The organism is Enterococcus caccae ATCC BAA-1240, assembly GCF_000407145.1.
Taxonomy (GTDB): domain Bacteria; phylum Bacillota; class Bacilli; order Lactobacillales; family Enterococcaceae; genus Enterococcus_L; species Enterococcus_L caccae.
Window position 1 is genome coordinate 905,898 of sequence record NZ_KE136473.1, and the last position, 23,098, is coordinate 928,995.

Consider the following 23,098-nt stretch of genomic DNA (forward strand, 5'->3'; position numbering starts at 1 on the left):
CAACTAAATAGAAGGAGGGTGTTTCACTAGTGATGGAGAAAGTACAACGGTTTGGAGGAGCGATGTTTACCCCGGTATTATTATTTTCTTTTTCGGGAATTATGGTAGCGCTTGCGATTATATTCAAAAACCCGATGATCGTTGGGAGTATTGCAAATGAAGGAACTGTTTGGTATGGCATTTGGTCTGTTTTAGAAAGTGGTGCTTGGACTGTTTTCAATCAAATGGAATTGTTATTTGTGATTGGACTACCAATCGGGTTAGCAAAAAAAGCCAATGCTCGTGCAGCAATGGAAGCATTTGTAATTTATCTAACCTGCAATTATTTTATTAGCAGTATGTTGGAGTATTTTGGTTCATTCTTCGGTGTTGATTTTACCCAAGAAGTTGGGGGCGATAGCGGAATGAAGTTGATTGCAGGGATCAAAACTTTGGATACAGGTATTATTGGAGCCATTTTTATTTCAGCAATCGTGGTTTGGCTACATAATCGTTATTTTGATACGAAGTTGCCAGACTTCTTAGGAATATTCCAAGGATCGTCACTGATTGCAATTTTAGGTTTTTTCACGATGTTGCCGATTGCTTTTCTGATTTGTCTAATTTGGCCGAAAATTCAAATGGGTATTGGCTCAATGCAAACGTTCTTGGCGAGTGCTGGAACGTTGGGTGTTTGGTTGTACACATTTTTAGAGAGAATTTTGATTCCAACAGGGTTACATCATTTTATTTATACGCCGTTTGTCTTTGGGCCAGCAGTCGTTGAAAATGGTATTACTAAATATTGGATGGCGCATCTAAATGAATATGCACAAACAACAACTTCAATCAAGCAGTTATTTCCGCAAGGTGGTTTTGCATTGCATGGAAATTCAAAAATCTTTGCATCGCCAGGAATCGCGGCTGCCTTTTATTTTACAGCGAAACCTGATAAACGAAAAAAAGTGTTGGCCATTTTGATTCCTGTTACATTAACGGCTGTTTTAGCTGGTATCACAGAACCATTAGAGTTTACGTTCTTGTTTGTAGCACCGCCATTATTTGTTCTACATGCTGTATTGGCTGCTTCAATGGCTGCTACGATGTATTTCTTTGGTGTTGTAGGAGATATGGGTGGAGGTTTTATTGATTTATTAGCGAAAAACTGGATTCCATTGTTTGCGAATCATAAAGGAATGATTTTCACTCAGTTGATTATTGGTTTATCGTTTACATTAATCTACTTCGTCGTATTTAGGTCGTTAATTTTGAAGTTTAACTTTGCTACGCCTGGAAGAGAAGAAGAGAATCAAGAAGTCAAGTTGTATAGTAAAAAAGAATATAAAGAGGCGAAAAAAGCTGGATCATTAGGCGATGTTGCGATTGCAGGAGCAAATCAATATACAGAACAAGCAGCAGTTTACCTAGAAGCTTTTGGTGGCAGTGATAATATTGAAAAAGTAACCAATTGTGCAACACGTTTAAGAATCACGGTTAAAGATGAAGGTGTCGTTTTACCAGATGGGGCTTTTAAAGACGGAGGGGCACATGGAGTTGTTAGAAATGGGACAGCATTTCAAGTAATTGTCGGTCTAGATGTTCCTCAAGTAAGAGAACAATTTGAAAATTTGATAGCAATAGGAAATGAAAATAAATTAAATGAATAAAAATGAAGGAGCTGGATCAGAAATGAAGAAATTTTCAATCGTAATTGCAGGTGGAGGAAGCACGTTTACACCAGGAATCGTTTTAATGTTATTGGACAATTTAGAAAAATTACCAATCAGACAAATTAAATTTTATGATAATAATCCTGAAAGACAAAAACAAATTGCGGATGCCTGTGAAATCATTATTAAAGAGCAAGCACCAGAGATTAAATTTTTAGCCACGACCGATCCTCAAACCGCTTTTACCGACGTTGATTTTGTAATGGCTCATATTCGTGTTGGATTGTATGCAATGCGCGAAAAAGATGAGAAAATTCCGTTGAAATATGGTGTAATCGGACAAGAAACTTGTGGACCAGGAGGTATTGCTTATGGGATGCGTTCAATCGGTGGAGTTTTAGAATTAATCGATTACATGGAAAAATATTCACCAGATGCGTGGATGTTGAATTATTCTAATCCAGCAGCGATCGTCGCTGAAGCAACTCGAACGTTACGTCCAGAAAGTAAAATCATCAATATTTGTGATATGCCAGTAGGTATTGAAGAACGAATGGCTAAAGCAGTTGGGTTAAGCTCTAGAAAAGACATGGTTGTTCGTTATTACGGCTTGAATCACTTTGGCTGGTGGACAGACATCAGGGATAAAGAGGGTCATGATTTAATGCCGAAAATCAAAGAGCATGTGAAAGGATACGGCTATTCACTGAAAGAAGAGATGGAAGAATCTCAACATACAGATGCCAGCTGGATGCACACATTCGCCAAAGCGAAAGAAGTGTACGCAGTCGATCCTGAAACCTTACCGAATACGTATTTAAAATATTATTTTTATCCTCAAGATGAAGTAGCTCATGCGAATCCGGAATATACAAGAGCCAATGAAGTGATGGCTGGACGCGAAAAACATGTATTTGGAGAATGCAATCGGATTACAAAGGCTGGCACAGCCAAAGGTATGACCTTAGAAGTAGATGAACATGCTTCTTACATCGTTGATCTAGCAAGAGCCATTGCCTATAACACACATGAAAGAATGTTATTGATCGTTGAAAATCAAGGAGCAGTTGTTAACTTTGATGAAACTGCTATGGTAGAAGTACCATGTATTGTGGGAAGTAATGGACCAGAACCAATCGTTCAAGGAAAGATCCCTCGTTTCCAAAAAGGACTGATGGAACAACAAGTAGCAGTTGAAAAATTGGTTGTTGAGGCATGGACAGAAGGGTCTTATCAAAAACTCTGGCAAGCGTTGATGCTATCAAGAATTGTTCCAAATGCTCGGATCGCACAAGAAATTCTAGATGATTTGGTGGAAGCTAATAAAACGTTTTGGCCAAAATTATCATAAGACAGTTCAGTTAAATTCCTTAGTTGATTCCCTTAGTATCGTTTTATTTTGTCATCCTTTATACTAAGGGAAGAAAACAAAGGAAAAGAGGGATCGAATATGAACTTAGAAACACTAATGCAAAAACACCAAAGAAATTTAAGTGAGATGGATTGGGCCATTTTAGGGTATATTTTAGAAAATGAACAAGACGTTATGAGACTTAGCATTGTTGAATTAGGCGAAAAGGTCCATAGCTCAAAATCATCTATTTTACGTTTGACTAAAAAGTTAGGATTTTCTGGTTATTCAGAATTTAAGTATTTCATGCGTCAGCTGAAGCAAAACAATATTGGTACAACTGAAATGGATTTAATTGATTTACAAACAAAGGATATTGAAAATACGGTTAAATTGGCACAGCAGACAGATTTCACTGCTTTAAGTAAAGCAATTCAAAAAGCGAATACTGTTTATTGCTATGCAACAGGCTATTCCCAACGGAAAGTAATCGAAGAATTCTCCAAGATGCTGATGATATGTGACAAACGTTCTATTATTATTCCTGTTAAAACAGAACTGGATATTAGCATGTCAATGATTACAAAAGAAGATATTGTTTTGTTTGTCTCTTTAAGTGGGGAAACGGATGATGTCAAAGAAAATATTCTTTCTTTAAATGCCCGAAAAATTCCAGTTGCAGCGATTACTGCTTTTTCGCATAATTTTTTTGCAGAGCATGCTCAATATGCTTATTTTTATTATTCCACTCCGTTTACCGTTTCTGGGAAAGAGCATATTGCACAATCTTTAGTTGGTCTGAGTGTATTGGTTGACTTGATTTACCGAAAATATGTGACATATTTAAATCAACAATTTGAGGAGGAAAGGTGATGGCAGTACTTTTACATCCCACGAAAATCAAACGAGTCCTTTTTGGCTATTGGTTAGGTGTTCCGCTATTATTTGGTTTGTATATTTTCATTTTAGCAGCAGTAAGAAATGTATCAGCAGTTACTATTTTTACTCGTATTCCTAGTTTGACTCTAGCAAGTATTATCGTTTTTTTATTATTTTTTCAGCTTTTTGGTTTAGCGGTGATAGGTCATTCTAGTGACTGCCGTCACTCTTTACTCGGTTTATATGTAAGATTCAATATGTTTCAGCAATTGTGTACCTTCAATATTCCAGGATTTTTTCTATGTGTATTATTCTATCGAAGTCTACTGGATGGGAAAGAAGAGGTTGCCTTAACCAAACAAGCCCAATTGGTGATGTATGTGTTGATGGGATTTGTTGGTTTGATGACTATTTTGACGGTTTGGCTCCGTTTATCATTATAATGTTACAAAGGGTGATGCTGCTGTGTTACTCTTTTTTGGACAAAAAGGAGTATGTGTCTACAGTTTTGTGAAAGTCTGGACAAAAGTTTTCTGAAAAAGTCAATTTTAGTAGAAAAGTACTAAAAAGTCTGCTAAAATATAACTGTTGGTTAAGGATAGCCTTAACAAATAAAGTTTTTTTAAAACTTAGGAGGAATTTTATTATGCCATTAGTATCAGGAACAGAATTTCTTAAAGCAGCTCGTAAAGGCGGCTACGGTGTCGGAGGATTCAACACAAACAACCTAGAATGGACAAAAGCGATTCTTGAAGCTGCAGAAGCTAAAAAAGCGCCAGTTTTGATCCAAACTTCTATGGGTGCGGCTAAATACATGGGCGGATACCAAGTATGTTACGATTTAGTAAAAGACTTGATCGATTCAATGGGCATCACTGTACCAGTAGCTCTTCACTTAGATCATGGTGAATACGAAGATGCATTAGAATGTATCGAAATCGGCTACACTTCAGTTATGTTTGACGGATCTCACTTACCATTTGAAGAAAACATCGAAAAAGCAAAAGATGTTGTTGCAAAAGCTCACGCTAAAGGCGTTTCTGTAGAATGTGAAGTTGGTTCAATCGGCGGAGAAGAAGATGGAATCATCGGTTCTGGCGAATTAGCTGACGTTCAAGAATGTGTACAAATGGTTGCTACAGGTATTGATTACCTAGCATGTGGAATTGGTAACATTCACGGTTCATATCCAGATAACTGGACTGGTTTAGCATTTGACCATTTACAAGAAATCGCTGACGCTGTTGGTGACATTCCATTAGTATTACACGGTGGATCAGGTATTCCTTTAGAACAAGTTCAAAAAGCAATCTCAATGGGCGTTTCTAAAATCAACGTGAACACTGAGTGTCAAGAAGTATTTGCAGCAGCAACTCGTAAATACATCGAAGAAGGCAAAGATCTTGAAGGTAAAGGATTTGACCCTCGTAAATTATTAGCACCAGGAACAAAAGCTGTTACTGAATTAGTAGAACAACGTATCGAATGGTTCGGTTCTGCTAATAAAGCATAATTAATTTCTAGACTATCAAAAAAGCTGAAACAACACATTGGCTGTTGTTTCGGTTTTTTTTTAATAAAATAGCGTACTTTAATATTTAAAATCTATGTTCAGTTCTAAGATTCATCTACTGAATTTCTTTCGATTTAATATGAAAAGGGGATAAAAAATAAATAAAGAATGAAAAACAATTAGAAGTGAATGACTGTTGGCTTTTTTATTGTTCCTGAATGTGTTAGAATAGTCTGGGTATATTACAAAAAAATAAAACTATTTGTTTTACATAGATAGGTGAGAATAATAAATGAAAAAAATCATAATCAATGGCAATCGTCCATTAACAGGAGAAGTATCGATCAGCGGAGCAAAAAATAGTGCAGTCGCATTGATTCCAGCCGCTATCTTAGCTGATTCACCAGTAACATTAGATGGTGTACCTGATATTCAAGATGTTCATTCATTAATAGAAATTTTAGAAATCATGGGTGCTAAAACAACCTTTACTGAAAATACGTTAGTTATCGATCCAACAGAAATTGTTTCTGTTCCGATGCCTAAAGGAAAGATCAACAGTTTGCGTGCATCCTATTACTTCATGGGTTCATTATTAGGAAAATTTGGCGAAGGTGTAGTTGGACTTCCTGGTGGTTGTTATTTAGGACCTCGTCCAATCGATCTTCACATCAAAGGGTTTGAGGCACTGGGAGCTAAAGTAACCAACGAACATGGCGCGATGTATTTAAGAACAGAAGATGGTCTGCATGGGACAAGAATTTTCATGGATATGGTTTCTATTGGTGCGACAATCAATGTGATGTTAGCGGCTGTAAAAGCAAAAGGTAAAACAATCATTGAGAATGCTGCCCGTGAACCAGAAATCATTGACGTAGCTACTTTATTGAATAATATGGGTGCAAACATCCGTGGAGCTGGGACAGATATTATCCGTATTGAAGGCGTTGAAAGCTTACATGGCTGCCGCCATTCCATCATTCCTGACCGTATCGAAGCTGGAACTTATTTAGCATTGGCAGCTGCAATGGGTGAAGGTGTAAAGGTTCGCAATGTGATTTATGAACATCTAGAAAGTTTCATTGCTAAACTCCAAGAAATGGGCGTTAAAATGACGATCGAAGAAGATATGATCGAAGTTCACCCGTCTCATGATTTGAAAATGACTACTATTAAAACCTATCCTTATCCAGGGTTTGCGACAGATTTACAGCAACCAATTACACCATTGATGCTAAAAGCTAAAGGAACAGGTGAAGTGATTGACAGTATCTACGCGCAACGAACGAAACATATTCCAGAACTCGTGCGAATGGGTGCGGATGCCTCAATAGAAGGCAATATGATCGTCATTAATGGTCCAACACAATTACACGGGGCAGAAGTTGTTGCTTCAGATCTGCGAGCAGGTGCTTGTTTAGTTATAGCTGGATTGATGGCAACTGGCACAACGACTATTTATAATGTCGAATACATTTTACGTGGCTATGATCATATCATTGAAAAGTTAACTGCACTAGGTGCTGATATCCAAATGATCGAAACAGAAGAAGAAATCGAGGTGGCTAAATGAGTGACTATTTAACGATGGCAGAACTTGAAAACAGTACGTTAAAAGACATTTATTCTTATGCTAAAGAGTTCAAGATCCCTTATTATAGTCAAATGAATAAAAAAGAATTATCTTTGGCTGTTATTCGAGCACAAGCTGAGAAACAAGGATTTTTCTTTATGGAGGGAATCCTTGATATTGTTTCTCAAGATGGCTATGGTTTTTTACGTCCAATCAATTACGGACCGAGCGCAGAGGATATCTATATCTCATCTTCTCAAATTCGTCGATTTGGTTTACGTAATGGCGACAAAGTTGCTGGAAAAGCTAGACCCCCAAAAGAATCAGAACGTTATTATGGCTTGATGCATGTTGAAAGTGTCAATGGGAAAGATCCAGAAGAGGCAAAAGAACGTCCTCATTTCCCAGCCTTAACACCGCTTTACCCCGAAAAACAAATCAAACTAGAAACAACTCCTGGTAGATTATCTACACGTATGATCGATATTTTTTCTCCTGTTGGTTTTGGGCAGCGTGGTTTAATTGTTGCACCACCTAAAGCAGGTAAGACAAGTGTGTTAAAAGAAATTGCCAACGGTATTTCAGAAAATTATCCTGATGTAGAATTGATTCTTCTTTTGATCGATGAACGACCAGAAGAAGTGACAGATTTAGAACGCAGCGTCAAAGGCGATGTGGTTTCTTCAACCTTTGATCAGCAACCACAAAATCATACACGAGTTTCCGAATTGGTTTTAGAACGTGCTATGCGTTTAGTTGAAGATAAACGCGATGTGGTTATCCTAATGGACAGCATTACTCGTTTAGCTCGTGCGTATAATTTAGTGATTCCAGCAAGTGGACGTACACTTAGCGGTGGGATCGATCCAGCTGCTTTTTATAAACCAAAACGTTTCTTTGGTGCTGCTAGAAATATCGAAGAAGGTGGAAGTTTAACGATTCTTGCTACTGCTTTGGTAGATACAGGAAGTCGAATGGATGATGTTATCTTTGAAGAATTCAAAGGAACAGGGAATATGGAACTTCATTTATCTCGCGATTTAGCAGATCGCCGTATTTTCCCAGCAATTGATATTAAGAAATCTGGAACACGTAAAGAAGATCTATTAATGTCAGCTGAACAATTAGAAGAAACATGGAAACTGCGAAACCATATGTCAGGTGATTCTTTAGAATATACAGAACAATTTGTCAAATTTTTACGTAAAACGAAAAATAACGAGAAATTTTTTGAAGAATTCCATGATGTTTCCTTTGGCAGACAAGCGAAAAAAAATACTAAAAGATAATTGCAACAATAAACGAATCATGCTATTATAGTACTGTTGTATATCGACAAATAAACTCTGATACAGCAAATGGATCAGGGCAAAGGAGCGAAAAGACTATGAAACAAGATATCCATCCAGAATATCACCCAGTAATTTTTATGGACTCAACTACAGGCTTTAAGTTTTTATCAGGTTCTACTAAGCACTCTGAGGAAACAGCTGAGTGGGAAGACGGAAACACGTATCCAGTAATCCGTGTCGAAGTTACATCTGACTCTCATCCATTCTATACTGGACGTCAAAAATTTACACAAGCAGACGGACGTGTGGACCGTTTCAACAAAAAGTATGGTATCAAAGATGCCAACGCCAACCCAGAAGCTTAATTCAACTAGCAATGGTTACAATAAGACCCAACTCATTTATGAGTTGGGTCTTATTTTTTATAGATGTCGAAAATGAAATAGGGTTGACGCTTAAAAAATCAATTTTTTAATTAGCATGCTTTTTGTTATGAATTATTCCTCTAGTTTTGTACACTTTAATAAACTATGAAGTAACTATTGAGGAGGAGTCGCTATGAAGTGGTACAAGATGACAACAGAACAAGTGCTAACAGCATTACAATCGGACCTGAACGGACTCGACAGAACTCTAAGAAAACGGAAACAAGACGACGGTAGTAATGTTCTTTCTAAAGAAAAAGAGGCAAGTAAGCTGCAAAAGTTTTTTCATCATTTTCATGATTTACTGATTTATGTATTGCTTGTATCAGCTGTATTAAAAGGTGTCAGTGGTCATTTTATTGATATGGCGATCATTTTATTGGTAGTTATTATCAATGCAATTATCGGCTATGTGCAAGAAGCAAAAGCAACAGACTCTTTGGAAAGTCTCGCATCTATGATGAGTACGGAAGCAGTAATTTTAGTAGAAGGTGAAAAAGAAACCGTCGGAGCAGAATCTTTAGTTACAGGTGATATCGTTTATTTAAGCCCTGGTGATATCATTCCAGCGGATCTTCGAGTGATTGAAGCATATAATTTAGTGATTGATGAGGCTATTTTAACCGGCGAATCAACTCCTGTTGAGAAAAGTAATCATACACTTGAAGGGGATGCAGACCTGGGGGACCATATAAATATGGCTTATTCTGGCACCTTGGTCAATAGTGGGACTGGAAAAGGAATCGTTGTTCAAATCGGTGATCAAACAGAAATTGGAAAGATCAATCAACACTTGAAAAACGTAGGCAGTAATGAAACACCATTGATCAAAAAGATGAAACAATTAAATAAACAGATTTTTCTGTTTTTAATGGGTTTGATCCTTTTCCTTGTCCTGTTTAGTGTGTTTTTCCGAGAATTGTCAGCAAGTGAATTACTTTCTTCCATGATTGCGTTAGCTGTTTCAGCGGTGCCGGAAGGATTGCCAGCAGTTTTATCTATTATTTTATCTGTTGGTGTCACACGAATGGCACGTCAACAGGCTATCATCAAGAAAATGCCAGCTGTTGAAACGTTAGGGAGTATGGGGGTGATTTGTTCTGATAAAACAGGAACACTGACCAAAAATGAAATGGAAGTTGTGGCAATCATTACATCGAAAGAAACAATCGACACGACAACAAAAGAAGCAGAATCAGAAACGATCCGCCAAGTTGAACAAGATGGCACGTTAAGAAAAATGGCAGAAATCGCTTCTTATTGTAATGATACCAAGATTACTTATAAAAATGGTGTAAGAGAAGTGATTGGGAATCCAACTGAAGGAGCGTTACTGGATTGGGCCAATCACACCGTCCTTGTGGAAGAAGAACATGATATTAGTAAAATACCTTTTGATTCAGCGTATAAATATATGGCTACACTAGTTGATATTCGAGATAAGCGTTATATTTATTTAAAAGGTGCGCCAGATGTGTTATTAAATATGGTTGACTATCAGTTCACTAACGAAAAAGCAGAATCCTTTGATGAAGCTTATTGGCAACAAAAAATCAGCCAACAAGCTACTAAAGGACAAAGGATTTTGGCCGCTGCTTTTAAAGAAGTAACGAAAGCTCAGACAACGCTGGCTCATGAAGATCTAGAAAGTGAGATGACCCTCGCTGGTTTATTCGGGATTATCGATCCACCAAAAAAAGAAGCAATAGAAGCAGTTCGAATCAGCCGCAAAGCAGGTATCTCAGTAAAAATGATTACAGGGGATCACAAAGATACTGCGGTGGCAATCGCAAAGGAAATTGGTCTTGAAAATTATAAAAATGCCTTGGTAGGAAAAGACATTGAACAACTTAGCGATGATGAATTGGCGAATGTTGTCTTAACGAATGATGTATACGCAAGAACAACACCTGAGCATAAACTACGTTTAGTGAATGCAATTCAAAAGAATGGACAAATCGTTGGTATGACAGGTGATGGTGTCAATGATGCTCCTGCGCTGAAACAAGCAGACATTGGAATTGCAATGGGGATAAAAGGGACTGAAGTGACTAAAGATGCAGCAGATATGGTCTTAGCAGACGATAATTTTGCCACTATCACGGTTGCAATTAAAGAAGGTAGAAGAGTTTATGAGAACTTGAAAAAAACGATTTACTTTTCTTTACCGACGGCTTTTGCACAAGGATTATTAGTAGTAGTTTCCTTATTGTTGGACAGACCATTACCGTTGACTTCTGTTCAAATTTTATGGCTGAATATGGTTACCACGATTACGTTGTCCTTTGCCTTAGGCTTTGAGCCGTTAGCGAAAAACGGAATGGATCAGTCTCCTCGAGATCCAAAAGAAACTATTTTAGATCGATATGCTGTTTTCCGGATCGTTTATGTTTCTCTCTTATTAGCTGCTTTAGGCTTTTTAGTTAATGGATTTTTAGCGGATCGTAATGCATCCGAAGCTGTGATGCAGACGACGTTGATTACGACCATCGTGTTTGGACAAGTTTTTTATATGATCAATTGTCGAGAAATTTATCAGTTTTCAATCAATAAAAGCATACTAGCAAACAAAGTTCTTTGGTTGTCTTTATTGATTCTATTGCTTTTACAAGCATTGTTGATTTTTACGCCAATCATGCATCTTGCTTTAGGAACAGCAGTTATCGGTTGGTCTTATCTAAAACTGGCGTTACTTTCAGGAATTGTTGTCTTTGTAGTTGTAGAGATTGAAAAACTAATCACACGAAAACTGAAAAAATTATAGTAATCGAAAAAAAATTAACGAGGTGTTCTGTTTAGTCAAAACGGAACACCCTTTTTTTATTTAACCAAAAAACGGTTACATTACCAATAGAGAATAGCTTTTTTAGGAAGTGCAACCTGACAAAAAAATTGTAAATATAAACAAAAGTAGTTTAAAATGAAGTTTGAAGAAAAAAATGCTGTGAAAGATGATAAAATAGTTTTAGTTCACTCAGTTGAAAAAATCGATTTCAAATGGAAGAGAGATGGAAGTATTGAAAATCAATAAACAAGAATTTGGAGAAACAGCTATTTTGTATTCGCTTACAAATGATAATGGTTTGACAATGAATGTTACAAATTTAGGAGCTAGAATCGTTGATTTGATCGTACCTGTTAATGGAGAAGAGCGAAATATTGTTTTAGGATTTGAATCTGCAGAAGAATATCTAACAAAAGATATCTATTTTGGTGCAACAATTGGACGTGTTGCGGGAAGAATTAAACATGGATCATTTTCACTAGATGGTAAGAGCTATCAATTACCAGTTAATCCTGAAAATGGACATACCTTGCATGGGGGAACGGAAAGTTTTGAGACAAAACTTTGGGATGCTGAAATAGAAGAAACAACCAACCAAGTTTCTGTGACCTTTTCTTATGTGAGTCCTAATGGCGAAAATGGTTTTCCAGGAGAATTAAAAGCTTATGTCAGATATTCGTTAACAAATGAAAACGAATGGATCATTGATTATCAAGCTGAAACAGATCAACCAACGTTGTACAATCCAACAAATCATGTTTATTTTAATTTGACAGGAGATATGACACAATCAGTTGGGGAGCATGAGTTATTTGTATATGCTGACCGATTTGCTGTGGTTGATGAAGATACGACAGTTACAGGTGAGTTGCGCTCAGTTGAGGAGACACCTTTCGATTTCAGGAAAACAAAGAGCGTGGAGCAGGTGTTTCAGACAACTTATGAGCAAAATAGTTTAGTCGATGGATTGGATCATCCCTTTATGCTGAATCAAACAGGTTTTGAAGCTCCTCAAGCAATTATTACAGCGCCAGAAAAGGATCTTACAGTTGAGATGTATACTGATCGACCAGCAGTTGTCATTTTTACAGCACAGTTTGGCAACGAAGGTCCAGAAGTTCGGGGACAAAAATTAGCCAATCATGGAGGGATTACGTTAGAAACTCAAGTTAGTCCTGGAGCGGTTGAATTTGAAGGTTTTGGCAATATTGAATTATATCCAGATGCGCCATACCAAAGTCGAACAATTTTTAAAATCAAGTAAATAAATTATAAACATATTTTTGGTAGTATTGATACAGGCAAAATAAATCTTGTATATGGTATTGTTAATGTGAGACTTGAAAGCGTTGAGCATATCAGTCTGTCTAGGACAATACTAGAGGGAACGAAGGCTTTGGCGACGAAGGATTTAAGCGCATGACGAATCCATTTTCATAAAAATTCAACTATCTCTGCAGTTTAATGGATACGATGAAACAAAAATATGCTAACAGAGCTCATTGTGAATTTGAGAAACTGATCAATGGTTATATCAAAATACCACCATTGGAACAATAGATTGTGACAACAACAAGAGCTGACGATTCAAAGAAAAAACTTGTTTAGTATTAGCCAAAAAAGAAGCAATTAGGAGATGAAAATAGTCCTGATCGCTTCTTTTTAATTAAGTTCTATTTAATTCATATAGCTATTTTTGCTTAGCGGATACGAATTATTATGAACTAATTTAAACGTGGATCATGCATCAACTGAATGTGCACCCCAAAAGGATCCTCTACAATCCCGTAAGCACCACTGAAACTATTTTGGTTTAACGGTACAATGATTTTGACACGATCATCTGATGTTAGATTAGAATAAAAAGTTTCAATCTCGACTAAATCGGCACTTTGAATACACAAAGAAAAGTTATTACCTACTTTAAATGATTGGGTTGGATCCATTGAATCTTCTGCAATCATTAGTTTCGTTTGACCAATTTGTAAAACTGAATGGGAAATAAACTGTTTATTTTCTTCTGTCACTTGGAAATGTTCATCTCTTTTAGCCATGTCTTCGTAGGTCACTACGAGTAATTCTTCAGCAGCTAAATGTTTCTTATAAAAAGCTAAAGCTTCCCCAGCTTGTCCATTCATGGATAAAAATAGGGCGATTTCTAAAGTCATATAAATTCCTCATTTCTTTTATTCTTTTAACAAGTTTAGTATACTGCTTAAAGGTGTCAAAACATGATACTTTTAGGAGGGGTTATGAAAAAAGCAGAACGCATTAATGATATGATTCTTTTTTTAGCCGATAAAAGTAGCTTTAATTTAAAAGAATTGATGGAACGATACAATATTTCAAAAAGCACAGCGTTGCGGGATATACAGTCCCTTGAAGAGATTGGTTTACCGCTTTATTCGGAACTTGGAAGATATGGAAAATATCAATTATTGGATACACGGATAGTGGCTCCTGGTTTATTTACTGAAGGTGAAATTTATGCTCTTTATTTTGCGTTGTTAACACTTAAAGGCTATCGGTCTACGCCTTTTAACATGGAAAGTAGTACCCTAGAATTAAAATACAGTCACGTATTGCCCGAGAAGTTGCGGCAACAGCTGTTATTAATGAGGAAAATCATTACACTTGAAGAAGTCAACCATAGCAATGTTAGTCTGCATTTAAAAGAAATCGTTCAAGGTATTCTTCTGGAAAAAGTCTTTACTATTGACTATATAAAAAATCAAGAACAAGTGTCAATCAAAGCTCAATTTGTGCAACTTTCGTCTAAATTTGGACAATGGTATGCTAGAATTTGGAACGTTGAAACTAAAAAGATTCGAGTGATTCGTTGTGATAAAATCAAAGCTTTAGAAGAAGAAAACGATGAAGAATCTCTGTCTCTGGAACTGTTACTGAAAAAAACAGAAACCTTTTATCAAAGGGAGGAGTTGATTTCATTTTCTATCAAAGTGACTGAAAAAGGCAAAGATCTATTTTTTAAGGAGAACTATCCATCAATGAAGATTGAAGCAAGTGGAAAAGATTATGTTATTACGGGGAGCTATCATTTTAATGAAGAAGAATTTATTGCCAATTACTTACTTCGTTTCGGGCAATCGATTTTGAAGATAGAACCGATTCAGCTAAAAGAATATGTGACAAAAAAAGTGTATAAACTTGCCGATTATTGGGATCGATTATAAAGTCTTGAGAAGGTGACAAATAAAAGGGGAAATGTTAGAATGAATAAAACTTACTAAAAGTAAGTTCTGATAGGTGGTTCATTATCCTAAAAAAAATGAAAGGTTGTGCTGGAATATGCATTACATATTTGAAAAAGGGAATCCACAGGGAAAAAAATTACTATTACTGCATGGTACTGGTGGGGATGAAACTTCATTACTTGAGATTGCTCAGTTCTTGGACGAAGATGCTACAATACTTTCTTTTCGGGGAACAGTTCAAGAATCTGGTATGAATCGCTTTTTTAAGCGAAATGGGTTGAATCAATTTGATCTAGTTAGTCTAGAAGAAGAAAGTGACCGCCTGCTCCAATCGATCACATCGGTTAGTGAAGAAAAAGGTATCCCCTTAGAAGAATGGGTCGTTGTTGGGTATTCGAATGGTGCGAATATTGCGGCGCACATGTTGTTGGAACGTAAGACCGTTATCAAGCATGCTATTTTGTTGCACCCAATGTCTTTAGGTGTCGATACCCAAGATTTCCCACTTTCTGATAAGGCACTCTGGCTATCAGTGAGTGAAAATGATCCCATCGTGTCTAAAGAAGCAGCTGATCAACTTGTTCAACAATTAAAAAATCGTCAAGCCGCAGTTACAATTGCAAAAACTTATTCAGGGCATCAAATCACCATGGATGAAATCAATCAGGCCAAACAATGGTTAAATGATGTAGAATAACCTTCTTATAAAAATCAATGCGAATCGTTTGTAGCAAGTTAAAAAGGGTGCTATGCTAGTTATGTATTATAAATTAACTAGGAGGGATTTTCACATGGCAGATTTAAATGGACGCATAAATGATGCAAAAGACAAAGTTGAAGGAACAGCTAAAGAAGTTCAAGGTAAAGTAACAGATGATAAAGGCAAAGAACTTGAAGGCAAAGCGCAATCAGCTTTTGGCGATGTAAAAGATAAAGCTCGTGATGCCGGTGATGATATCAAAGAAGGCGCTGAAAAATTAGGCGACAAAATCAAAGAAGGCTTTGAAGATATCAAAGAAAAATTCCATAAACATGATGATAAATAAATAAAATATGAAAACAGCAGCTGCGCAAAAAACGCAGCTGCTGTTTTTTTAATGTTTCAATAGCTCTTTCAAAACAGGCATATCATGAACTTCATATTTTTCTTTAAAGGCATTGATTTCATCTTCACTAAATTTTTCAGGATCTAAAACCAATTCCTCAACAGGCAGCGGCCGTGTATTTCTAATTTTTACATCGATCACTACAGGACGTTCACTATGCTTAGCTGCTTCAAAAGCAGGTTCTAACTGACTATATTCTGTAATTGTAAACCCTTTGGCACCAAGAGCTTCACCAACTTTTCCGAAATCAGCTCCTTCTAAAAAGACACCGAATTTCTTTTGTTCACTGTCTTCTTGTTCAGCTTCGATGAACCCAAAAGAGTCGTTTGAAAAGACAACATTGATGATTGGTAATTTGTATTTCACTTGGGTAATGATATCTTGCATGACCATAGCAAAAGCACCATCGCCACTCAAGGTAAATACTTGTCGATCAGGATAACTTAGCTGAGCTGCGATGCCACCAGGTACGCCATTACCCATGGTAGCAAACCAACCCGAAGTTGTGAATTTTTGTTTGCCGTTCATATCCAAAAGACGAATGGCATGAATAGTCGTATTTCCAACATCTGTGACAAAAACGGCTTCCTTATCAGCGATTCGGCGGATTTCTTTAAAAACAGGCTCGACACGAAGAGGTTTATCTGACTTATCATCGAAGCTTCTTAACCAAGCAACCCAGTTTTCTTTGTTTTTTTGATTGGCTTTTAGCCAGCGATCTTCTGGGCGTGCCTCACCTAATTCAACCATTCGTTTTAAGGCTTCTCTAGCATCTCCTAAAATCGCAACATCTGTTTTGTGTCGTCGTCCAAATTTTGTTGAATCAATGTCAATTTGAATAAATTTAGCATCAGGGTTAAAGAAATAAGCAGCAAAAGGGAAATCACTTCCGGCAAATACAATCAAATCCGTTTCAGCTAACGCTTCATTTGCAGGTTTAGTCGCTACCCGAGCAGCAAAACCGAGGAAGTTTTCATACGCATCTGGAACAATGCCTTTACCTAACACAGCCGAAATGATCGGCATAGAAAAGTGTTCAGAAAAAGCGCTGATTTCAGGCCAAGCACCACGAGTTCCTTGTCCAATATAGAGAACGGGCCTTTCCGCAGTTTCAATCAAAGAAACGGCCTTTTTTAAGTCATTATAGTGTGGCATAACTAAAGCTGTTCGATGATTTTTTGCGGTCGAAACCTCCTGAACAGGAATTTCTTTTGTGCCAAAATCAACAGGAATCGTTACGACGGCAACGCCCTTATGCTTATATGCGGCTTTAATGGCTTCATCCACAACATGAGGCAAACTTTCTGGGGTCATAACAGTTCGATTGTACACACTGACGTCCGCAAACATAGGATTTTCATTTAATTCTTGGAAGGAATTATAGTTCATAGAGCTTGAAGCAACTTGACCTAAGAGCGCTAAAACAGGAACGTGGTCCATCTGCGCATCGTATAACCCATTGATCAAATGAGTAGCACCAGGTCCAGCAGAACCAAAAGCCACTCCAATTTTTCCAGTCAATTTAGCATCTGTGGCTGCAGCTAATGCACCGACTTCTTCATGGCGAACTTGAATGTAATGGATTTTATCTTTTTCTTGGTATAAGGCATCCATTGTGGAGTTGAAGGAACCACCGGGGATTCCGTAGATATGATCGATGTCCCAACTTTCCAAGACCTTGACCATTGCAACAGCAGCATTGATTGTTTCAGTCATTTTGCTCACTCCATTTCTCAATTTTATTTCTATCTAAAGTATACTCGTTCTAGATTTTTGTACCAAATGAAAGCATTTTTTACTTTAGGCGTGGTCATAAAATCGTGGGTGTGATAAAGTGAAGGAAAGAATAGAACGTGAGAAAGATGGGGTGTTTCTGATCGTTGATTGGGTATTATCTTTGGAAGCTTGGCAGCAAGCGTTAGTGGGGACAAGTTTTACCTATTTTATGACAGCTTTAGGAGCAGGATTGGTTTTCTTTTTTAAAGATATCAAAAAAGAAGTTTTAAATATGATGCTAGGTTTTGCTTCTGGTGTAATGATTGCGGCAAGTTTTTGGTCTTTGTTAGATCCAGCAATCAAGCAAGCGGAAGAAAATGGCAGTATTGCTTGGCTTGTGGTAAGTTTTGGCTTTGGCTTGGGTGGGTTATTTTTATATGTCGCAGATAAAACGTTGCCTCATATGCATTTTGGTCCAAATCATGAAAAAGAAGGGTTTCCTAGTCATTTAAAGCGGACGATTTTATTGGTATTTTCGATTACATTGCATAATATTCCAGAAGGATTGGCTGTAGGTGTGGCATTTGGGGCAGCTAATTCGGCAGATGATCCTAAAAAAGCGGTGTTAGCAGCAATTTCAGTGGCATTGGGAATCGGTATTCAAAACTTTCCAGAAGGTGCAGCGGTTTCGATACCGTTGAGACAAGAAAATTTGAGTCGTAAGAAAGCGTTTATTTATGGTCAAGCTTCAGGAATTGTGGAACCAATTGCAGGAATCATTGGCGCGGTTTTAGTAACGAAAGTTACCTTATTATTGCCATACGCATTAGCATTTGCAGCTGGTGCAATGATCTATGTAGTTGTTGAAGAATTAATTCCAGAAGCGCAGCAAACGGTGACGAGTAAGCGTCATTTTGCAGTATTCGGTGTGATGCTAGGTTTTATTATTATGATGATTTTAGATGTAGCTTTAGGATAAAGAAAAAGGTCAAACCTGAATGATACGGCTTTGACCTTTTTAATATTTTATAAAACGCGCTCAAAAGGATCTAAACTGATTCCTTTTTCTAAAACAATCTTCGCATATTCTTGTGCAGAAAATAAAGAATGGTCTTTATAGTTTCCACACTCTTTAGCAGAAACAGCAGGAACGAAATCTGTCTCAGCGATAAAGTTCAATACTTTAACCAACGCATCGCGAATTTCTTTTGGTGAGTGTTCATTCCACATGATCATGTAAAAACCAGTTCGACAACCCATTGGAGAGATATCGATGATGCCTTCTAAATGATCGCGCAAATTCACTGCTAATAAATGTTCCAATGTATGAACTGCTGCTGTTGGTAATTCGTCTTCATTTGGTTGTAAAAAACGTAAATCGTATTTTTCGATTAGGGCCTCACCATTTTTTTCAGTACCCGCTAAACGAACATAAGGGGCTTTAACTGTATTGTGATCTAATTCAAAACTTTCAACACGTGCCATATTATTCACTCCTTCAAATTAAGTAAATGTCGCTTTTAACTATAACAAAATAGTATAGAAAGTCAATAGATTCCGTCTTATCAACGGTTGTTCTAAGAATTTTGTTTTGCAAAAATTTTCGCTAGTTTTTTCAATAACTCAGGTGCATCATCTTGAGCCATTACAACTTCGATCCATTGTAATCGTTTTGTATCTTTTCTAGCGGTCTTCATGACTTCATCTAACTCGATTGCTGTAGTGACTTTATAGGTTGCAACTGTTTGGTTATTTCCACCAAATACTAACGGTAAGTTTTGATAATCCCACATAGGAATATCATTGTATTGTTCTGTTGCACCATGGATTTCTCGTTCCACTGTATAACCATTATTGTTGATAACAAAAACAATTGGTGTCAGTTTTTCTCTCAAAGCAGTCCCTAATTCTTGCACAGTCAGTTGCAGTGAGCCATCTCCAATAAACAAAAGATGTCGACTCTCTTTATTGGCAATCTGACTCCCTAATGCAGAAGGAAATGTGTACCCAATCGAGCCCCATAAAGGCTGGCCGATAAAATGCATATTCCTTTTTAACGCAACATTTGTTAAGCCAAAGAAAGAGGTGCCTTGTTCGCCGATGACAGTATCGCCTGGAATAAGGAAGGTTTCAACCATCTCCCAAAATTGTTTCTGTGATAGTTTTTCATCTTTGATTGCTTGATTAGAGATTCGAGTTACTGGCTGTATTTCATCTTCATATCTTGAAAAAGAAAGAGTTGTCAAAGCCGAAACAAAACGATCTAACTGAACGGCTTTAAACGTTTCGCCATAAAACAAAACTTCAGTGCTGCCAATCGAAATAATTTGTTGATCTGTAAAGCCAAAACTAAAGCCAGACGTAGCAGAATCTGTCAACTTAGCACCTAATAGTAAAACTAAATCTGCTGTATCAACACGAGTTTTCAGTGGTTCTTCGGTTGTGGAACCTGAGTAAGTGCCTAAATAATGTGGGTCTTCTTCATTAAATGCCCTCTTTCCAAGTGGTAAAGTTGTGATTGGCAGATTAAATTTTTGGATAAATTCGTCCAATTGATGTTCGATATGGTAACTTAAAATCTCATGACCAGCAATCACAACTGGATTTTTTGCTTGAGATAATGCTTTTTCGACTTTATCTAAAATAGCTATTTCAACATCCGTCAGTTTTTCCGCTGATCGACTCAATGGGCTTAGCGGAGGAGTTGCTTTGAATTCTGCAATATCAATTGGTAAATTAATATAAACAGGGCGTTTTTCAATCATAGCAATAATGAGTACACGATCGATTTCAGTTAAAGCATTTTCTGCTGTTAGATGAGCAATAGCCGCCGTTACTTCTTCATGCATTTTTTCAAAGTGTAGAAAGTTGCCGTCACCTAATGTATGGTGGACAAGTTTTTTATCATTTTGAACGGTCGTTGTTGGTGAACCCACAATTTCAACAACAGGCACATTTTCTGCAAAGCTTCCTGCTAAACCATTGATAGCACTTAATTCGCCAACGCCAAATGTCGTGACAAACGCTGAGATTCCTTTTGTTCTAGCATAGCCATCTGCCATATAAGCAGCATTCAACTCATTCGCATTGCCAATCCATTCAAGGTCTTGTCTTGCGGTTATGTGGTCTAAAAATTGTAAGTTATAGTCTCCAGGAACGCCGAATAGTTCATCGATCCCTAATTCTTTTAAACGGTCGAGCAAATAATCCGCTACAGTGTACATCTGATCATCCTCTTCTTAAAATTGTATTGCTTAGTCAGTATAAATCTGCAAAAAAAATTAGTCGACTATGTTGCATGGATCATAAGAAAGGCATTAAAGAATGATTTGAAATGTATTATCCCTTTTTTTCTGAAAATAAAACAAAATCCTTTTACTTCCTATGTAGTATAAGTCAATAGTATGGTAAAATAGAAAAAGCAACTTTCTTCAGGAAATTGAGAGGAGACGAATGAGTATGAAAAAAATGTATAATGTTGCCGTGGTAGGTGCAACGGGTGCTGTTGGCACAAAAATGCTTGAGATGTTGGAAGAGACAACATTACCCTTAGGACAAGTAAAGCTTTTAGCTTCAAAACGTTCTGCAGGAAAACAAGTCACATTTAAGGGAGAGTCTCTTACAATTGAAGAATTAGTCCCTGAATCCTTTACAGATGTAGATATTGCGTTATTCAGTGCTGGTGGGAATATTTCAAAACAATTTGCACCGGAAGCTGTTAAACGTGGTGCGGTGGTTATCGACAATACTAGTCATTACAGAATGGATCCAGCTGTACCATTAGTTGTTCCAGAGGTCAATCCAGATGCATTAAAACAACATAAAGGAATTATAGCAAACCCTAACTGTTCAACGATTCAAATGATGGTGGCGCTTGAACCGATTCGTCGAGCATATGGATTGGATCGTTTAATTGTTTCAACCTATCAGGCAGTTAGTGGGGCAGGAATCAATGCGATGGAGGAGCTAAAATCACAAGCGTTAGCTTACATCAACGGCACGCCTGCTGAACGATTGCAAGCAAATATTTTACCTAGTGGTGGCGACAAGAAGCATTATCCAATTGCTTTCAATGCTTTACCTCAGATAGATGTTTTTGCAGATGCTGACTATACGTACGAAGAGTGGAAAATGATCAATGAAACGAAAAAAATCATGAATGATGACAGTATTAAAGTTGTGGCAACTTGTGTACGGATTCCTGTTTTATCTGGTCATTCTGAATCGATTTACATTGAAGTCAAAGAAGACGGTTCTGATGTAAGGAAAATCAAAGAATTGATTGCAAACGCTCCTGGTGCTGTTTTACAAGATGACCCAAGTCAGCAGCTTTATCCGCAAGCTTTAACAAGTATTGGTCGTAAAGAAACCTTTGTTGGAAGAATTCGTCAAGATATTGATATTGAGAAAGGCTACCATATGTGGGTTGTTTCGGATAATCTATTAAAAGGTGCTGCCTGGAATTCAGTTCAGATTGCAGAAACGCTGCATGAGATGGATTTGGTGAGAGTATAAAGGGATAAGTATAGAAAAAACTTTCAAGTCTGAATAAGGCGTTGTGCGATATGTTATCTAGTTATGCAGGCTAGCTCTTCGGGAAAAAGAGAAAGGATGAATGAGGCAAAAAGCACCTCAGGTATCATTTCCTATTTTTCATTCGAGCTTGAACGAGCCTGCTACGCTTTTAAATTAGGAGGTAGTTAAGTATGAATTTAAAAAATGCAACGATCATTACAGCAATGGTTACACCTTTTGACGAGAGTGGGGCAATTGATTTTGCTAAGCTGCCCCAATTAGTGAATCACTTGCTTGATCACCATACAGAAGGGATTATTTTAGCAGGAACAACAGGAGAATCACCAACGTTAACACATGATGAAGAAATCGATTTGTTTAATGAGGTGATTCGTTTGGTTGATGGTCGAGTTCCAATCATTTGTGGTGTGGGAACCAATGATACGCGAGACTCTGTTGAATTTGTGCAAGAAATTTCGGCTATTAGAGGAATTGATGCTGGATTGGCTGTAGTTCCTTATTATAATAAACCAAATCAAGAAGGATTATATCAACATTTTAAAGCGATTGCTGAAGCAAGTGATTTGCCGATTATTTTATATAATGTTCCTGGAAGAACAGTGGCAAGTCTTGATGTATCAACAACTTTACGCTTAGCAGAACTGGATAATATTATTGCAATCAAAGAGTGTTTTGGTCTAGATGCATTGACTGAGTTGGTAGAAAAGGCGCCAAAAGACTTTTTAGTGTATACTGGAGAAGACTCCTTAGCTTTTTCAATAAAAGCAATAGGCGGACAAGGGGTGATTTCGGTTGCCAGCCATGTGTTTGGTACTGAAATGTATGATATGTTCCAGGCATTAGATCATGGAGAAATCAAAACGGCTGCAACTATTCAGCGTCAGCTATTACCTAAGATGAATGCCTTATTCTCGGTTCCTTCACCAGCGCCTGTAAAGGCAGTGTTGAACCATATGGGCATTTCTGTTGGTGATTTACGTTTACCTCTTGTATCATGTACTTCTGAAGAAAAGGCGAAAATTTTAAGCATACTGGATCTTTGATTCCGTATGAGAATA

20 protein-coding genes are annotated in these 23,098 nt (G+C 37.2%); 16 read left to right on the forward strand and 4 right to left on the reverse strand.

The window, feature by feature from the left end:
• The first annotated feature begins 29 nt into the window (after positions 1–29).
• The 10 genes from I580_RS09810 to I580_RS09855 all read left to right on the forward strand — a co-directional run bounded on the left by I580_RS09810 (position 30) and on the right by I580_RS09855 (position 12,731).
• Positions 30–1,646: an alpha-glucoside-specific PTS transporter subunit IIBC gene (locus I580_RS09810; protein ID WP_010771817.1), complete on the forward strand. Its 1,617-nt coding sequence runs from the start codon at positions 30–32 to the stop codon at positions 1,644–1,646.
• Between the two features lie 22 nt (positions 1,647–1,668).
• Entirely contained in the window at positions 1,669–3,000 is a 1,332-nt protein-coding gene (locus I580_RS09815) for a 6-phospho-alpha-glucosidase (protein ID WP_010771818.1), read from the forward strand.
• A 99-nt stretch (positions 3,001–3,099) separates the two neighbouring features.
• Positions 3,100–3,873, forward strand: coding sequence for a MurR/RpiR family transcriptional regulator (locus I580_RS09820; RefSeq protein WP_010771819.1), 774 nt, complete (start codon positions 3,100–3,102; stop codon positions 3,871–3,873).
• Positions 3,873–4,322, forward strand: coding sequence for a hypothetical protein (locus I580_RS09825; RefSeq protein ID WP_010771820.1), 450 nt, complete (start codon positions 3,873–3,875; stop codon positions 4,320–4,322). Before I580_RS09820 ends, I580_RS09825 begins: the two co-directional genes overlap by 1 nt.
• 203 nt (positions 4,323–4,525) lie before the next feature.
• Positions 4,526–5,392, forward strand: coding sequence for a class II fructose-bisphosphate aldolase (locus I580_RS09830; protein ID WP_010760933.1), 867 nt, complete (start codon positions 4,526–4,528; stop codon positions 5,390–5,392).
• Between the two features lie 292 nt (positions 5,393–5,684).
• Entirely contained in the window at positions 5,685–6,965 is a 1,281-nt protein-coding gene (gene murA, locus I580_RS09835; RefSeq protein WP_010771821.1) for a UDP-N-acetylglucosamine 1-carboxyvinyltransferase, read from the forward strand.
• Positions 6,962–8,254, forward strand: coding sequence for a transcription termination factor Rho (rho, locus tag I580_RS09840; RefSeq protein WP_010771822.1), 1,293 nt, complete (start codon positions 6,962–6,964; stop codon positions 8,252–8,254). Before murA ends, rho begins: the two co-directional genes overlap by 4 nt.
• 98 nt (positions 8,255–8,352) lie before the next feature.
• The gene (locus I580_RS09845; protein ID WP_010771823.1) at positions 8,353–8,622 is read left to right on the forward strand and encodes a type B 50S ribosomal protein L31; all 270 of its coding nucleotides are present in this window, start codon (positions 8,353–8,355) and stop codon (positions 8,620–8,622) included.
• Positions 8,623–8,815: 193 nt separating this feature from the next.
• A complete protein-coding gene (locus I580_RS09850; RefSeq protein ID WP_010771824.1) occupies positions 8,816–11,446 on the forward strand; it encodes an HAD-IC family P-type ATPase in 2,631 nt (876 codons plus the stop codon).
• A gap of 244 nt (positions 11,447–11,690) precedes the next feature.
• The gene (locus tag I580_RS09855) at positions 11,691–12,731 is read left to right on the forward strand and encodes an aldose epimerase family protein (RefSeq protein ID WP_010771825.1); all 1,041 of its coding nucleotides are present in this window, start codon (positions 11,691–11,693) and stop codon (positions 12,729–12,731) included.
• Between the two features lie 460 nt (positions 12,732–13,191).
• On the opposite strand, the gene I580_RS09860 is transcribed toward I580_RS09855, so the two are convergent.
• Entirely contained in the window at positions 13,192–13,635 is a 444-nt protein-coding gene (locus tag I580_RS09860) for a VOC family protein (protein ID WP_010771826.1), read from the reverse strand.
• A gap of 84 nt (positions 13,636–13,719) precedes the next feature.
• Here I580_RS09860 and I580_RS09865 point away from each other — a divergent pair, with 84 nt between their 5' ends.
• The 3 genes from I580_RS09865 to I580_RS09875 all read left to right on the forward strand — a co-directional run bounded on the left by I580_RS09865 (position 13,720) and on the right by I580_RS09875 (position 15,728).
• The gene (locus tag I580_RS09865) at positions 13,720–14,661 is read left to right on the forward strand and encodes a helix-turn-helix transcriptional regulator (protein ID WP_010771827.1); all 942 of its coding nucleotides are present in this window, start codon (positions 13,720–13,722) and stop codon (positions 14,659–14,661) included.
• Positions 14,662–14,776: 115 nt separating this feature from the next.
• Positions 14,777–15,379: an alpha/beta hydrolase gene (locus I580_RS09870; protein ID WP_010771828.1), complete on the forward strand. Its 603-nt coding sequence runs from the start codon at positions 14,777–14,779 to the stop codon at positions 15,377–15,379.
• Positions 15,380–15,473: 94 nt separating this feature from the next.
• Positions 15,474–15,728 (forward strand): CsbD family protein, encoded by a 255-nt coding sequence (locus I580_RS09875; RefSeq protein WP_010771829.1) that lies wholly within the window; start codon positions 15,474–15,476, stop codon positions 15,726–15,728.
• Positions 15,729–15,776: 48 nt separating this feature from the next.
• On the opposite strand, the gene spxB is transcribed toward I580_RS09875, so the two are convergent.
• Positions 15,777–17,504 carry a pyruvate oxidase gene (gene spxB / locus I580_RS09880; RefSeq protein ID WP_010771830.1) on the reverse strand — a complete coding sequence of 576 codons (1,728 nt, stop codon included), beginning with the start codon at positions 17,502–17,504 and terminating at the stop codon, positions 15,777–15,779.
• Between the two features lie 160 nt (positions 17,505–17,664).
• Here spxB and I580_RS09885 point away from each other — a divergent pair, with 160 nt between their 5' ends.
• Positions 17,665–18,483 carry a ZIP family metal transporter gene (locus tag I580_RS09885; protein WP_034860282.1) on the forward strand — a complete coding sequence of 273 codons (819 nt, stop codon included), beginning with the start codon at positions 17,665–17,667 and terminating at the stop codon, positions 18,481–18,483.
• Positions 18,484–18,530: 47 nt separating this feature from the next.
• Here the strand turns inward: I580_RS09885 and I580_RS09890 are convergent, their stop codons facing one another.
• A complete protein-coding gene (locus I580_RS09890; protein WP_010771832.1) occupies positions 18,531–18,989 on the reverse strand; it encodes an S-ribosylhomocysteine lyase in 459 nt (152 codons plus the stop codon).
• 92 nt (positions 18,990–19,081) lie between these two features.
• Positions 19,082–20,728: an alpha-keto acid decarboxylase family protein gene (locus I580_RS09895; protein WP_010771833.1), complete on the reverse strand. Its 1,647-nt coding sequence runs from the start codon at positions 20,726–20,728 to the stop codon at positions 19,082–19,084.
• A 235-nt stretch (positions 20,729–20,963) separates the two neighbouring features.
• Here I580_RS09895 and I580_RS09900 point away from each other — a divergent pair, with 235 nt between their 5' ends.
• Together I580_RS09900 and dapA are read left to right on the forward strand one after the other, a co-directional pair.
• Positions 20,964–22,019, forward strand: coding sequence for an aspartate-semialdehyde dehydrogenase (locus I580_RS09900; protein WP_010771834.1), 1,056 nt, complete (start codon positions 20,964–20,966; stop codon positions 22,017–22,019).
• A gap of 191 nt (positions 22,020–22,210) precedes the next feature.
• Positions 22,211–23,083, forward strand: coding sequence for a 4-hydroxy-tetrahydrodipicolinate synthase (dapA, locus tag I580_RS09905; protein ID WP_010771835.1), 873 nt, complete (start codon positions 22,211–22,213; stop codon positions 23,081–23,083).
• Positions 23,084–23,098: the final 15 nt, after the last annotated feature.